This window comes from Arthrobacter sp. KBS0702 (genome assembly GCF_005937985.2).
Taxonomy (GTDB): domain Bacteria; phylum Actinomycetota; class Actinomycetes; order Actinomycetales; family Micrococcaceae; genus Arthrobacter.
Map to the genome: position 1 here is coordinate 3,499,520 of NZ_CP042172.1, position 13,931 is coordinate 3,513,450.

The window sequence follows — 13,931 nt, forward strand, 5'->3', positions numbered from 1 at the left end:
CGCGTGACTGTGGCAGGAACAGGCGACAAAGTGGCAGGTGTGATTAAGGCCGGCGGCGCCAGGTAAAACAGGCCGCTATAAAAGTGCATGAAATAGCTACCGATCCTGCTGTGCAGGCGAAGGGACATGGCTCGCCGAAAATGGCGCAAAACTCTACCGCGCAGCAAAACAGCCCTGAGGCGAAGAGGGCCTACCGGCAGGCCGCACCCCGACCAACGAGTCAACCTAAACACAGGACCTGCAGGTACCTTCGCGATCTCGCTATGAGACGGCCCGGACATTTTCATGTCCTGAACAGCCCGGCTTAATCAAGTGGTTACCTGCAGGCGCTTTAAGCGTACGCCCGTCCCCGGAGCCGTGACTAGGGGTCCAGCGCCTCTTCCGCGACGCCCGGGAACGCGCCCTGAAGCGGAAGCGTAGAGTGGAACAAGACGCCTGATTCTGGACGCCGAGTGCTGAGGGAGAAATCGTGACGATTGACTGGGACGAAAAGAAGACCCTGCTGCAGGAACCGAACATCGCGGCTGTGACCCAACTTTGCGACGAACTGATGGAGAAGAAGCCGGGATCCGTGGTTCCCTACATCGACCCCGTCCATGACGAGGACGAATGCCGGATCGTCAGCCTCCATACCGCGCCCGGAAAGGGCTGCGAATCAGGGTTCGTCTCGCACTTCAACGAGGACGAGGCCGCCCGCCGCGCCACTTCCATCTACGAAGCCGTCGAACTTGACCCCCGCTACGTGATGCCATGGAACGCCTACCCTTGGGTCCGCGATCCGGAATTGCCGTCGGCCTTGAACGTCCAGGAAAAGACCGACGGACTGCGCCCCTTCCGCCAGTTTATGAAGATCAACAAGCGCACCTCGGCGATCATCGCGCACGGCGCCGACGCCCACGCCTTCCTGACGCTCTTCGAAAAGACCTACCACTCCTCGCTGAAGAACCGCGGCGTGAAGATCTACAAGGCCACCGCCCTCGGCGGCCGCGCCTTCGCCGTCTCCCCGGCCAAGCAGGAGGAACTCCTGGCCAAGAACGTCGCCGTCTACAAGGACGCGATGCAGCGGGCCGGCATCCAGCACCTCTAGCGACCTCACGACGTCGGCCCCCGCCACCCACCGACGTCGCCCTTGGGCCCAACGGCCCTGCACAAACCCGCCTTCCGCGGCCAAGCTGGGAGAACCGCCCGGATCACGGCGGGCATAAGCGCGGAAGGGGCACCACCATGGGACGGTTGGACGGCAAAGTCGCACTGATCAGCGGCGGCGCCCGCGGTATCGGCGCAGCAATCGCGCGGCGCTTCGTAGCCGAGGGCGCGAAGGCCGTCGTCGGCGACGTCCTCGATGACGACGGCGCCCGGCTGCTCGCGGAACTCGGCGGCGGCGCCCGTTACGTGCATTTGGACGTCACCCGGCCGTCGGACTGGGACGCCGCCGTCAAAGAGGCGGCCAGCGCGTTTGGCAGCCTGAGCATCCTTGTCAACAATGCCGGCATCGTGAATTTCGGCCGGATCGACGCGTATCCTCACGAAGAGTGGGCCCGGATCATCGACGTGAACCTCACGGGCGTCTTCAACGGCATTAAGGCCGCAGTGCCCGCGCTGGCCAAGGCGGGCTCCGCCTCCATCATCAATATCTCCTCGATCGCGGGCCTCCGCGGCTATGAGGGCCTCTCCGGGTACACGGCCTCCAAGTTCGGTGTGCGGGGCCTGACCAAAAGCGCTGCACTGGACCTGGGACGGGACGGTATCCGGGTCAACTCCGTGCACCCCGGCGTCATTCAGACCCCCATGACCGAAGGCATGTCCTTCGACACCGGCCACGTACCGCTGCACCGGATCGGCCAACCCACCGAGGTCGCGGACCTCGCCGTATACCTGGCCGGCGACGAATCCTCCTTTGTCACCGGGGCCGAATTCGTCATCGACGGCGGCGAAACGGCCGGCAGCGTCGCACCGCCCGCCGGCTGAGCGCGCGGGGCCGACAGCACAGGATGGAGACGCCCATGTCCGTACATTCCGGTTCCAAACTCGCCGTCGTCGGCGCCGGCAGCGTCGGCACCTCACTGGCCTACGCCGCCCTGATCCGCGGTTCGGCCAGCCACGTCGCCCTCTACGACGTCAATGCGGCTAAGGCGGAGGCAGAAGTCCTGGACCTGGCCCACGGCACCCAGTTCACCGCCGCGGCGGCCACCGTCAACGGCGGCGCGGACATCAGCGTCACGGATGGCGCCGACGTCGTCGTCATCACCGCCGGGGCCAAACAGTCCCCCGGCCAAACCCGCCTGGACTTGGCCGGCACCAACGTCCGCATCCTCGAACAGCTCATGCCGCAGATGCAGGAGCACGCCCCGGACGCGGTCTACGTTCTGGTCACCAACCCGTGCGACGTGCTCACCGTCGCGGCGCAGAAAATCACCGGGCTGCCGACGTCGCGGATTTTCTCCTCCGGCACCGTGCTGGATACCTCGCGGCTGCGCTGGCTGCTGGCGCACCGCGCGGGCGTGTCAGTGAGCAGCGTCCACGCCAGCATGGTCGGCGAGCACGGCGACACCGAGTTTCCGGTCTGGTCCGGCGCGACCATCGGCCCGGTGCCGATCCGGGAATGGAAGGTCGACGGCGAGCGCATCTTCACGCCCGGCTACCTCAGCGAAACCGCCCGCGAGGTCACCCAGGCCGCGTACAAGGTGATCGCCGGCAAGGGCGCCACCAATTACGCGATCGGGCTCTCCGGAGCCCGGATTGTCGAGGCCCTGCTGCGCTCCGAGAACGCCGTGCTTCCGGTGTCCACCGTCCTCGGCGGGCAGTACGGGATCGAGGGTGTGGCCTTGTCGCTGCCCAGCATTGTGGGCCACGGCGGCGTGCGTGCGGTGCTGGAGACTCCTATGGACGAAGGGGAACGGGCCTCGCTGCACCACTCCGCCGAGACGCTCCGGCAGAGCCTCGCCTCACTCGGGATCTGACGCGGAGAACGCCGTTACAGAAGGCACCACCGTCACCGTGCCGAGGTGCGGCAATGCCTTCCGGGCGCCTTCCTCCAGGTGCGCAGCCGCCGCGGCGAGATCAGCCAGCCGGGCGTCGCGGCCGATGGGGACGGTGATCTCTGCGTGCAGGCGGTGGCCGGACCAGCGGAGCCGTGACGTCCCGCCCAGCGGCGAACGCTCCCGGACGACGGCGGCCAGGGCATCCGTCAGGTGGGGCTCGACGCCGTCCATGAGCCGCCGTCCAACGTCGCGCACGGTGCCCCACAACAGCACCATGATCGCCACCGAAATCAGCAGCCCGACGATCGGGTCCGCCAACGGGAAGCCGAGCCAGACGCCGATGACGCCGGCCACGACGGCGAGGGAGGTAAAGCCGTCGGTCCGGGCATGGATGCCGTCGGCGACCAGGGCCGCCGAACCGATTCGCCGGCCGACGCGGATCCGGTAGACCGCGACCAGCTCATTGCCCGCGAAGCCGACGAGGCCGGCCGCGAGGACCCAGCCGAGGTTGTGCACCGGCTGCGGTTCGAAGAAGCGGCGGATGGATTCGACGGCGGCAACGATCGCGGAGAGTGTGATCATGGCGACGATGAAGAGTCCGGCCAGGTCTTCGGCGCGGCCGAAGCCGTACGGGTAGGTGCGCGTCGGTTTACGCCGGCCCAGCAGGAACGCGATCCACAGCGGCACGGCGGTCAGCGCGTCGGAGAAGTTGTGCACGGTGTCGGCCAGCAGCGCCACCGAGCCGCTGACCAGCACGATCGCCAACTGGAAGAGCGAGGTTGCGCCGAGGCCCAGCAGCGAGACCTTCACAGCGCGGATCCCCTGGGCGCTGGATTCGAGCGCCGCGTCGATGGAGTCCGCCGCGTCATGCGAGTGCGGGACGAAGAGCCCGTGCAGCAAACCCTTCAGCCCCGTCGGGTGGGTGTGGCCGTGCTCGCCGTGCGCATGATCGCCGTGCGGGTGGGTGTGGCCGTGCTCGCCGTGGGAGTGGTCATGGCCGTGGTCACCGTGCGAGTGGTCATGGCTGTGGTCGTCATGTGCGTGATCGTGGCCGTGGCTGTGCTCGCCCACTGCTTTGCCGGGCCCGCTCATGCTCCGTGCCTCGGGGCCGTGCCGAGTGCGTGCTCGGCCTGGTGCACGGCATCCATCACCAGCTGGCGGGCGTGGTCGTTCTGCAGCCGGTAAAACACCTTGGTGCCCTCCTGCCGGGTAGCGACCATGCCGCCCAGCCGCATCTTGGCGAGATGCTGCGAGACGGCCGGGGCCGGCTTCCCTACGCGCTCTGCCAAGGCGTTGACCGGCAGCTCACCCTCCCCCAGGGCGAGGATCAGTCGGACGCGGGTGGCGTCGGCCAGCATGGCGAAAACTTCGACGGCCAGCTCCACGTGGGGACTGTCGACCTCAATCTGCATATCCGCATTCATACGCAGATAGTGTCACATCCGTAGCTCCCGACCAACTTCCGGCGGACGGGCGTGGGGACGCCGGAACAGAATCCACGGGAGCATCGTTGAACTCGGGTAGCCTGAAATGCGGGATATCAGCTCGGGAGGAGGACCGGCGTGATCGCAGCACCGAGACATGTTCCGGTAGCGGACCTCCGCCGCTTCGGCCTGCTGGCTTTGGTCCTGGCCGTGCTTGCCGGGCTTCTGGGGATGCACGTCTTCGTCGGAGCGCACGGCGCACACGCCTCGGCCACCCCTTCCGCAACCGACCACTCCCACCCGGCGGTCCACCACGAAACTCCGGTGCCGCCGTCGTGCGGGTGCGGCGGATCCTGCGGCGAACAGCAGACCGCGCACGCTTCCTGCACGCCGGCCCCGTCGGGCGCTACCCTCAGCGCTCCCCCGGCCGGGACCACACTGCTCGCGGTCCAGCCCAGGACCACGACGGCAGCGGGTCCGGCCCGCACCTATTCCTACCTTCCGGCGACGCCCACGCCGAACGAGCTGTCCATTAGCCGGACGTAAAGGGAATCCGTGCCGCGCTTCGCCGGCACCCATGCCCACCGTTGCGCGCACCATGCGCCGCGCATCGTCCGACACCGGCGCACGCCGGATTCCCTCAAAGGACAGATTCATCGTGAACAAAGCACTGACAATTTCCGCCACCGCCGTCGCTGCCGTCATCGCCCTGGCCGGCTGCTCAGCCGGGACCAACTCCGGCAGCAGCATGCCCGGCATGGACCACAGCACCACTGGCGCCAGTACCGCGGCCGCAGCGGCGGACCACAACCCCACGGACACCATGTTCGCCCAGGGGATGATCCCGCACCACGCCCAGGCCCTCGAGATGAGCGAGATGATGCTCAAGAAGCAGGGCATCGACGCCAAGGTGACGGCCATGGCGGGCCGGATCAAAGCTGCTCAGGGTCCCGAGATTGAGCGGATGACCGGCTGGCTCCAGGGCTGGAACGAATCCACCCAGATGCCGGGAGACCACGTAATGTCCGGCATGCTGGGCGACGATGAACTCAAGAAGCTCGACGCCGCCAACGGCACCGAAGCCGCAAAGCTGTTCCTGACCCAGATGATCGCGCACCACGAGGGTGCCGTGGACATGGCCAACGCGGAAGTCCGCGGCGGCAAGAACCCGGAAGCGGTCAAGCTGGCCAAGGACATCTCGGCTTCCCAGACGGACGAGATCAAGGAAATGAAAGACCTGCTGGCCGCGCTCTAAGCCCGGGTGATGAGGCCGAACGGACACTTCGGGCCCCTGGCCGGGTCGATTTGTGGGCCCCAAGTGTCCGTTCGGCCCCGCGGGCGGGTGCGTAACGCTAGTTGACACCCCAATGTGACCCCTGCCATATTTGAGGGGTGAACCTGTCAGACAGCCGGACAGCAGGACAACCTCTCGCCCGCCTCAGCGCGGCCGAGGCGGTCTTCAATGTCCTCCGCTCCGAAATTGAATCGGGCAAGCTGGGCATCGGCGCCAAACTGAGCTCCGAGGCCACGCTTGCCCAGCAGTACGGGGTGAGCCGCTCGGTGGTCCGGGAGGCCTTGCGGTCCTGCACCGCGCTGGGGCTCACCATCACGAAGACGGGCAGGGGAACGTTCGTGGTGGCCGACCACGTGGCGAAAGACCTGGTCCTCGGCCAGTACTCGGCGCTCGACCTCACCGAGGCCCGGCCCCACATCGAGGTTCCGGCCGCCGGACTCGCTGCCGAACGCCGGTCGCCGGAGGAACTGGACACCCTCCGGGACATCCTCGCCGCAATGACCGCCGAGGACGACCCCGAAGTATGGGTGGGCCTGGACTCGAATTTCCATGCCCTGATCGCGAAGGCCAGCCGGAACAAGGTCTTCGAGAACGTTGTCGCGGAAATCCGGGAGGCCCTGGCGCATCAGTCCGAGACCCTGAACATGGTCGCGGACCGCCAGCACGCCTCCGATGAGGAGCACGGGCGCATCCTGGCCGCCATCGAGGCCGGCGATGCCGCCACGGCGCGCATCGCGATGAGCCAGCACCTGCATGCCGTCGGCGTCGCCCTCGCCTCGATCCTGGACCCCCGCCCCGGTTCTTGACGCCGGAAAGCCGCCGGAACGAACCTGCCCGGCGGCCCCGCAGGCCACGAAACAACACCACCGCCAAAGGACGCAATGATCTCTCCAGCCCTCGCCCGCATTCCGACACCGCCCGCCCCCGCGCGGCTCCCGGAGCACGCCCCGCTCGCGGTCCAGACCCGCGACGGCCTGGTTGAGAGCGTCCACTACGGCTCGGCCATCGCCACCGCGGCGGATGGACGGACCCTCCTGAGCGCCGGTGACCCCCTCGCCGCGTTCTACCCCCGCTCCGCCCTCAAGCCGCTGCAGGCCGTAGCCATGGTCCGGGCCGGCCTCGACCTCCCCGGGGAACTCCTCGCCCTGGCGGCCGCCAGCCACTCCGGAGCCGCCGCCCACCGCGACGGCGCGCTGCGCATCCTGGACCTGCACGGGCTGACCCCCGAAGACCTCCAGAACAGCACCGACCTCCCCTACGGCACCGCCGAGCGCGAGCAATGGCTCGGCGGCGGCGGAACGGCCACCCAACTGACCCAAAACTGCTCCGGGAAGCACGCCGCAATGGCTGCCACCTGCGTCATCAACGGCTGGCCGGTCCGGGGTTACCTCGATCCGGCCCACCCGCTGCAGCAGCTCGTGGCCCGAACCGTCGTGGACTTGACCGGTGAGGAACCCCGGGGCGCCACCACTGACGGCTGCGGCACCCCCCTGTTCGCCCTCACCCTGCCCGGCATGGCCCGCGCCTTCGGCAGGCTGGCCGCCAGCGACGGCGGCCCGGAAGCAGCCGTCGCCAACGCGATGCGCCGCCACCCCGTGATGGTCGCGGGCGAGGACCGTGATGTCACCGCACTCATGCGCCTGGTCCCCGGCCTGCTCGCGAAAGACGGCTTCGAGGGCGTCCAGCTGGTGGGCCTTCCGGACGGCCGCGCCCTCGCCGTGAAGATCTCCGACGGCGGAGACCGCGCCCGGATGCCCGTCACCGTCCGGCTCCTGGAGGCGCTCGACGTCGACACCTCAGCCCTGCCCGGCCTCGCCACGTCGGCCGTGCTGGGCGGCGGCCGTCCCGTCGGGTTGCTGCAGGCCACCGATTTCCTCGCCGCCCCCAAGACCGCCCACGCTCCCGAAGACCTGTAAGGACTCTCATGACCCCGCTCGACGAACGCGCAGAATTCCGCTCCGAACACGACCTCCTGGGCGACCGGGACGTTCCCGCCGGCGCCTACTGGGGCGTCCACACCCTCCGCGCCGTGGAGAACTTCCCCATCACCGGCCAGCCGCTCTCCTCCAACATGTACCTGGTCCGCGGGCTGGCCGCCGTAAAACTCGCCGCCGCCCGAACCAACCACGAACTCGGACTGCTCGACGCCGAGCGCGCCGGGGCCATCGAGCAGGCCTGCGCGGATGTCATGAACGGCAAGCTCAGCGAGCAGTTTGTGGTGGACGTGATCCAGGGTGGCGCCGGGACGTCGTCGAACATGAACGCCAACGAAGTGATCGCCAACCGGGCCCTGGAAATCCTCGGGCACCCGAAGGGCGACTACGCGCGGCTGCACCCCAACGACCACGTCAACCTCAGCCAGTCCACGAACGACGTCTACCCCACCGCGGTAAAACTCGGCACGATCCTCGCCGCCCGGGAACTGCTGGAGGCCCTCACGGAGCTCGAAGACGCCTTCGCGGCCAAAGCCCTCGAATTCCGCACCGTGGTGAAAATGGGCCGCACCCAGCTCCAGGACGCCGTACCCATGACGCTTGGGCAGGAGTTCGGCACCTACGCCGTCACCATCGGCGAGGACCGGCTCCGCCTGGCCGAAGCCAAGCTGCTGATCCACGAAATCAACCTTGGCGCCACGGCGATCGGCACCGGCCTGAACGCCCCCGCTGGCTACGCCGAGGCTGCCTGCCGGCACCTCGCCGAGATTACCGGCCTGCCGCTGGTCACGGCGGTGGACCTGATCGAGGCCACCCAGGACGTCGGGGCCTTTGTGCACCTCTCCGGTGTGCTCAAGCGGGTGGCCGTGAAACTCTCCAAGATCTGCAACGACCTCCGGCTTCTCTCCTCCGGCCCGCGGGCCGGCTTCGGCGAGATCAACCTGCCGGCCGTGCAGTCCGGCTCCTCGATCATGCCCGGCAAGATCAACCCGGTCATCCCGGAAGTGGTCAGCCAGGTGGCCTACGAGGTCATCGGCAACGACGTCACCATCACCATGGCAGCAGAAGCCGGCCAGCTCCAGCTCAACGCCTTCGAACCGATCATCGTCCACAGCCTCCACAAGAGCATCTCCCACCTGGAAGCCGCCTGCCGCACCCTCACGGCCCGCTGCGTCCGGGGTATCACCGCCAACACCGAACGGCTCCGCCTCACGGTGGAGCAGTCAATCGGCCTCGTCACCGCCCTGAACCCGCAGCTGGGCTACGCGACCGCCACGGCCATCGCGCAGGAAGCCCTCGCCACCGGCAAGGGAGTCGCCGAACTCGTCCTCGAACACCGGCTGCTCACCGCCGAGCAGCTCACCGAACTGCTCAGCCCGCAACGCCTGGCCAACCTGAGCAAGTAGCGCACCTCCGAACCCCAAAGGATTCCCATGACCTATCCCGAAACTGCCCGCGCCCAAAAACCGTCGGCCGAGGACCAGCCAACCCGGCAGCCGGCCATCTCCGACCACACCATTCCGGCGCATGCCCACGCCTCCGAGGCCGCGCTCCATGCCGAAGACCAGGGTTACCACAAGGGCCTGAAACCCCGGCAGGTCCAGATGATCGCGATCGGCGGCGCCATCGGCACCGGCCTGTTCATGGGCGCCGGCGGCCGGCTCGCCACCGCCGGACCGGCCCTGATCATCAGCTACGCCCTCTGCGGGTTTTTCGCGTTTATGATCCTGCGCGCCCTCGGCGAACTCGTGATGCACCGGCCGTCGTCAGGCTCCTTCGTCTCCTACGCCCGCGAATTCTTCGGCGAGAAAGCCGCGTTTGTCACCGGCTGGCTGTACTGGCTGAACTGGGCCATGACCGCAATCGTGGACATCACCGCCGTCGCGCTGTACATGAACTTCTTCAAGAAGTACTGGGCGCCCATCGCTGACGTGCCGCAGTGGACCTGGGCCCTGGCCGCCCTGATCCTGGTCCTTGGCCTGAACCTCATCAGCGTCAAAGTGTTCGGCGAGCTCGAGTTCTGGTTCGCGCTGATCAAGGTCGTGGCGCTCGTATCCTTCCTGATCGTCGGCATCTACTTCGTCGTCTTCGGCACGCCCGTCGCCGGCCAGGAGGTCGGCTTCAGCCTCATTGCGGACCACGGCGGGCTGTTCCCCAACGGCCTGCTGCCGGCCATCGTGGTGATGCAGGGCGTCGTGTTTGCCTACGCTTCGATCGAGCTGATCGGCACGGCCGCCGGCGAGACCGAAAACCCGGAAAAGATCATGCCGCGGGCCATCAACACGGTGATCGTGCGCATCGCCGTGTTCTACGTCGGCTCGCTGGTGCTGCTCTCGTTGCTGCTGCCCTACAGCTCCTACAAGGCCGGCGAAAGCCCGTTCGTGACGTTCTTCGGCTCCATTGGCGTGGACGGCGTGGACGCCATCATGAACCTGGTCGTCCTGACCGCGGCGCTGTCCTCGCTCAACGCCGGCCTGTACTCCACCGGCCGGATCATGCGGTCCATGTCGGTCTCGGGTTCCGCGCCGAAGTTCGCCGCCCGGATGAACAAGGCGGGCGTGCCCTACGGCGGGATCGCCCTCACTGCGGGCGTGGCCGTCCTGGGCGTCATCCTGAACGCCGTGGTCCCGGCCGAGGCCTTCGAGATCGTCCTGAACGTGGCGTCGCTGGGCATCATCAGCACCTGGGCCATGATCGTCCTCTGCCAGATGCAGCTTGCCCGGCTCGCCGCCCGCGGCGAACTGCTCCGGCCCGCCTTCCGGATGCCCGGTGCACCGGTTACCGGCTGGATCACCCTCGCCTTCCTCCTGGCGGTGCTGGTCCTGATGGCCTTCGACTCGCCGGTCGGCACCTGGACAATTGCGTCCCTGGTCATCATCGTTCCGCTCCTGATGCTCGGGTGGCGCCTCTGCAAGCACCGGATCCTGGAAATCGCCGCGGTCCGCGACGGCTTCACCGGGCCGTACCCGCTGGTCGCCAACCGTCCTTCGGGGAACTCCGGGGTCGAATAGCCTCCGGACCTGCCAGCCCGGGGCGGCGTAACGGAGGGGACGGGAACGCTGCCGCCGGGTCCGGTTCGCCTAAGCTCAGAGGAAGAAGTTCCACCTGGCTCAGCGACGAACCACCGGGAGACACCTCATGACCAACTGGCGAATCAGGGATTTCCACTCGGCCGACCTGGACGGGATCCTGCACCTCTGGGAATCCCTCAAGGCCACGAACGTCGAGCCTGTCTACGCGCTCTCCGAGGTGCTCGCCTCGTGCGAGAAGGACCACGCCGTCGTGGCGGTGCAGGGCGACCAGGTGGTGGGCGCCGCCGTCGGCCGCGCCGCTCACGACCAGGGCTGGATCGTCTTCCTGGCCACGCTCCCCGAGTTCCGCGGCCGCGGAATCGGCACCTCGCTGCTGGCCGCCGTCGAAAACCGGATGGCCCCGCACGGGCTGAACAAGCTCTCCGCTCTGATGCCGGAATCCGAAACCCGCGTCGAGGCCTTCCTGAGCCGCGGTTTCGTGCTGAAGAAGAACCTGCGCTACTTCGAACGGAAGATCCCGGTGCAGCGCCAGGAGCTCGAACCGCTGAGCCAGTTGGGTGGCCGGATCCTGGCCCGCGACCTCTGGGAAAACGTCGCCGGCATGCGGAACGAGAAGGAACTGCTGGAACGTCGGCTGGTCCTGCCGCTGGCCGAGGCCGACCTCGCCGACGAGTACGGCGTTGTCCCGCCGCGTGCGGTGGTCCTGTTCGGGCCGCCCGGGACCGGCAAGACCACCTTTGCCAAAGCGATTGCCTCCCGCCTGGAGTGGCCGTTCGTAGAGGTCTTCCCGTCCCGGCTCGCCTCCGACCCCAAGGGCCTGGCCGGCGCCCTGCGTGAGACGTTCCTGGAGATCGCCGAGCTGGAGCACGCCGTCGTGTTCATCGACGAGGTGGAGGAAATCGCCTCGCAGCGCTCCGGCGAGCCGCCGTCGCCGCTGCAGGGTGTCACCAACGAGCTGCTCAAGATCATTCCAGCGTTCCGCGAACAACCCGGCCGGCTGCTGGTCTGTGCCACGAACTTCATCCGGGCCTTGGACTCCGCGTTCCTGCGCCACGGCCGCTTCGACTACGTCATCCCGATCGGCCTGCCGGACCGCCTGGCCCGCGAAGCCATGTGGCAGCGCTTTATCCCGGTGACGGTGGTGGATGACGTGGACGTGGAGCTGCTGGTGGACCGCACCGAGGGCTTCTCCCCCGCGGACATCGAATACGCGGCGCGCAGCGCCTCCCAGCGCGCGCTGGAGAGCGCCGTTTACGGAATGGACAGCGACGGCGGCGCTTCCGGCGGCGCTGCCCTCCGGGAGGCAGTCCGGAAGGGTCCCGTAACCCAGGATTACCTCGACGCGATCGCGGACACCCGGACCACCGTCAGCGCCGAGGTGCAGCAGGAGTTCCTGGAGGACATCGACCTGTTGGGCCGCGTCTAGTCTTTGGGGCGTCCCTACGGCGTGCTGTCGTAGGACAGGTTCTCATAGTCGGTGTCGTCGGCCTCGTCGAGCATGTCGTCGAGCTCCTCCAGCAGCCACGGATTGATCCGGGCCAGGATCTTGCGGGTTTCCTCGACCGGGACCGCGGCGTAGAGCACCGGCCGGGCATCGGCGTAGCGCGTGACCGGAGGCTTGTCCGGCCACTTCTCGGCCAGCGCCTGGACCCGTTCGGGCAGGGAGTTGTGCGCGTTGTCGGCGATCTTGACCAGGGTGGCGTCGTGGTCCTCGGCGATGTAGCGGATCCCGGCCTGGTAGTCATCCGGGTTCTCGTGCAGGCGCTTCGTGACCCGCTCGATGATGTCCACGGCCCGCTCGGAAACGCCCATCTCCAGCAGCGCCTGCCGGGTCATCGGGGTGTCCTCGGCGATGTCATGCAGGTACCCGGCAATCCGGATGTCGTCATCGAAGTCGGCCAGCGCGTCGCCGACGGCGATCACGTGTTCGCGGTAGGGCCGCTTAAGCTTGTCCTTCTGCCGGTTGTGGGCCACCTCGGCGAGGACTTTGGCGGTCTCGACGGTAAAACCCGGCCTCGGGGAGGACGCTTCACGGAACTCTGGTTCTGACATGTTTCCAGCCTACGCGCCGCGCCCGCCCATCCCCGGCCACACCCACGGCTCCCGGGGCAGGGCGGCGGGGTCGAAGGCGGCAAGCGCATGGTCCAGGGACCCCGCGGGCAAGCCCAGCGACGCCAACAGCGCATCGCGCACCCGGTCCACGGGGACCCCGGCGGCGGCGAGGTCGGCCAGCGTAACAGCCCCGTCGCGTTTGGCCAGCCGGGCGCCGTCGGCGTTCACCACCAGCGGCACGTGGGCATATTCCGGAACGGGAATATCTAACAGGGTGGCCAGGTAGGTCTGCCGCGGGGTGGAGGGCAGCAGGTCATCGCCGCGCACCACCTGGTCGACGCCCTGCGCTGCGTCATCCACCACGACAGCCAGGTTATAGGCGGTGACACCGTCGTTGCGGCGGAGCACAAAGTCGTCCACGACGCCGGTGAAGCTGCCGTGCAGCACGTCCCGCACGGTTGCCTCGGCGACGGCCGCGCGGAGCCGGACCGCCGCGGGCCTGACAGCGCGCTTACCGGCCCGCTCGGCCTCGGAAAGGTTCCGGCAGGTGCCCGGATACGCACCTTGCGGGGCGTGCGGCGCGGACGGCGCCTCCTGGATCTCGCGGCGGGTGCAGAAGCATTCGTAGGTCAGCCCGGCAGCGGCCAGCCGCTCGATCGCCTCCGCGTAGAGGTGTTCCCGGTCGGTCTGTCGGACGACGCCGCCGTCCCAGCTCACGCCGATCGCCGCCAGGTCGCGGAGCTGCTCCGCCTCGGCGCCGGCCCGGGCGCGGTCCAGGTCCTCCACCCGCATCAGGAAGCGGCGGCCGGTGGACCGGGCGAAGAGCCAGGCGAGGATCGCGGTGCGAAGGTTCCCCACGTGCAGTTCGCCGGAGGGGCTGGGGGCGAAACGACCGGCTGTTGTCATGGCACCAGCCTATGCGGAGCAACACAAGAGCCCCTCAGCCACCGATGACTTCGGAGATCCGACGTCGGGGGCTCAGGGGCTCTTGCCGTTTGGGTGTGCGGAATGACGATGCGTGAACAAGAGTCAATCAGCGGCGGGCTCCTTGCGGGGGCCTCATCCGGAGTCCGGGTGGTGTACCGGGGGATCCGTAGCCTTCGGGTGCCGGCGGTGGCCCGCATCCCTTGTTGCCACTATTTGAGCAGGAGCCATACAGTTGGTGCAACGGGTAAGGTCATTATTGGTCAGACTGACCAGATCGCATCACAATG

Annotated in this window: 14 protein-coding genes; 10 read left to right on the plus strand and 4 right to left on the minus strand. The window is 67.9% G+C overall.

Annotation, left to right across the window (positions count from 1 at the left end; all coding sequences use genetic code 11):
* The first annotated feature begins 469 nt into the window (after window positions 1-469).
* The 3 genes from FFF93_RS16140 (at window position 470) to FFF93_RS16150 (ending at window position 2,960) form a co-directional block, all read left to right on the plus strand.
* Window positions 470-1,087 carry a uracil-DNA glycosylase gene (locus FFF93_RS16140; RefSeq protein ID WP_138768029.1) on the plus strand — a complete coding sequence of 206 codons (618 nt, stop codon included), beginning with the start codon at window positions 470-472 and terminating at the stop codon, window positions 1,085-1,087.
* 137 nt (window positions 1,088-1,224) lie between these two features.
* Window positions 1,225-1,968 (plus strand): glucose 1-dehydrogenase, encoded by a 744-nt coding sequence (locus FFF93_RS16145; protein ID WP_138768028.1) that lies wholly within the window; start codon window positions 1,225-1,227, stop codon window positions 1,966-1,968.
* A gap of 35 nt (window positions 1,969-2,003) precedes the next feature.
* Window positions 2,004-2,960 carry an L-lactate dehydrogenase gene (locus FFF93_RS16150; RefSeq protein WP_138768027.1) on the plus strand — a complete coding sequence of 319 codons (957 nt, stop codon included), beginning with the start codon at window positions 2,004-2,006 and terminating at the stop codon, window positions 2,958-2,960.
* Here FFF93_RS16150 and FFF93_RS16155 read toward each other — a convergent pair.
* Window positions 2,946-4,073, minus strand: coding sequence for a cation diffusion facilitator family transporter (locus tag FFF93_RS16155; protein ID WP_138768026.1), 1,128 nt, complete (start codon window positions 4,071-4,073; stop codon window positions 2,946-2,948). The two genes, FFF93_RS16150 and FFF93_RS16155, sit on opposite strands and share 15 nt — an antisense overlap.
* Window positions 4,070-4,405 carry a metalloregulator ArsR/SmtB family transcription factor gene (locus FFF93_RS16160; RefSeq protein ID WP_138768025.1) on the minus strand — a complete coding sequence of 112 codons (336 nt, stop codon included), beginning with the start codon at window positions 4,403-4,405 and terminating at the stop codon, window positions 4,070-4,072. The genes FFF93_RS16155 and FFF93_RS16160 overlap by 4 nt, the downstream gene beginning before the upstream one ends.
* Window positions 4,406-4,615: 210 nt before the next feature.
* Here FFF93_RS16160 and FFF93_RS16165 point away from each other — a divergent pair, with 210 nt between their 5' ends.
* From FFF93_RS16165 to FFF93_RS16195, 7 genes are all read left to right on the plus strand, one after another.
* A complete protein-coding gene (locus FFF93_RS16165) occupies window positions 4,616-4,951 on the plus strand; it encodes a DUF6153 family protein (RefSeq protein WP_144766434.1) in 336 nt (111 codons plus the stop codon).
* A 112-nt stretch (window positions 4,952-5,063) separates the two neighbouring features.
* Window positions 5,064-5,660, plus strand: a complete 597-nt coding sequence (locus FFF93_RS16170; RefSeq protein WP_261375199.1) for a DUF305 domain-containing protein — start codon at window positions 5,064-5,066, stop codon at window positions 5,658-5,660.
* Window positions 5,661-5,797: 137 nt separating this feature from the next.
* Window positions 5,798-6,505: a FadR/GntR family transcriptional regulator gene (locus FFF93_RS16175; RefSeq protein ID WP_138768022.1), complete on the plus strand. Its 708-nt coding sequence runs from the start codon at window positions 5,798-5,800 to the stop codon at window positions 6,503-6,505.
* A 75-nt stretch (window positions 6,506-6,580) separates the two neighbouring features.
* On the plus strand, window positions 6,581-7,615 hold the full coding sequence (locus FFF93_RS16180) for an asparaginase (RefSeq protein ID WP_138768021.1): 1,035 nt from the start codon (window positions 6,581-6,583) through the stop codon (window positions 7,613-7,615).
* 8 nt (window positions 7,616-7,623) lie between these two features.
* Window positions 7,624-9,039, plus strand: a complete 1,416-nt coding sequence (locus FFF93_RS16185) for an aspartate ammonia-lyase (protein ID WP_138768020.1) — start codon at window positions 7,624-7,626, stop codon at window positions 9,037-9,039.
* Window positions 9,040-9,066: 27 nt separating this feature from the next.
* Window positions 9,067-10,644 (plus strand): amino acid permease, encoded by a 1,578-nt coding sequence (locus FFF93_RS16190; RefSeq protein ID WP_261375200.1) that lies wholly within the window; start codon window positions 9,067-9,069, stop codon window positions 10,642-10,644.
* Window positions 10,645-10,771: 127 nt separating this feature from the next.
* The gene (locus tag FFF93_RS16195) at window positions 10,772-12,091 is read left to right on the plus strand and encodes an ATP-binding protein (protein WP_138768019.1); all 1,320 of its coding nucleotides are present in this window, start codon (window positions 10,772-10,774) and stop codon (window positions 12,089-12,091) included.
* Window positions 12,092-12,105: 14 nt separating this feature from the next.
* On the opposite strand, the gene FFF93_RS16200 is transcribed toward FFF93_RS16195, so the two are convergent.
* Together FFF93_RS16200 and gluQRS are read right to left on the minus strand one after the other, a co-directional pair.
* Window positions 12,106-12,717 carry an HD domain-containing protein gene (locus FFF93_RS16200; protein WP_138768018.1) on the minus strand — a complete coding sequence of 204 codons (612 nt, stop codon included), beginning with the start codon at window positions 12,715-12,717 and terminating at the stop codon, window positions 12,106-12,108.
* 9 nt (window positions 12,718-12,726) lie between these two features.
* Entirely contained in the window at window positions 12,727-13,623 is an 897-nt protein-coding gene (gene gluQRS, locus FFF93_RS16205) for a tRNA glutamyl-Q(34) synthetase GluQRS (protein WP_138768017.1), read from the minus strand.
* Window positions 13,624-13,931 lie beyond the last annotated feature (308 nt).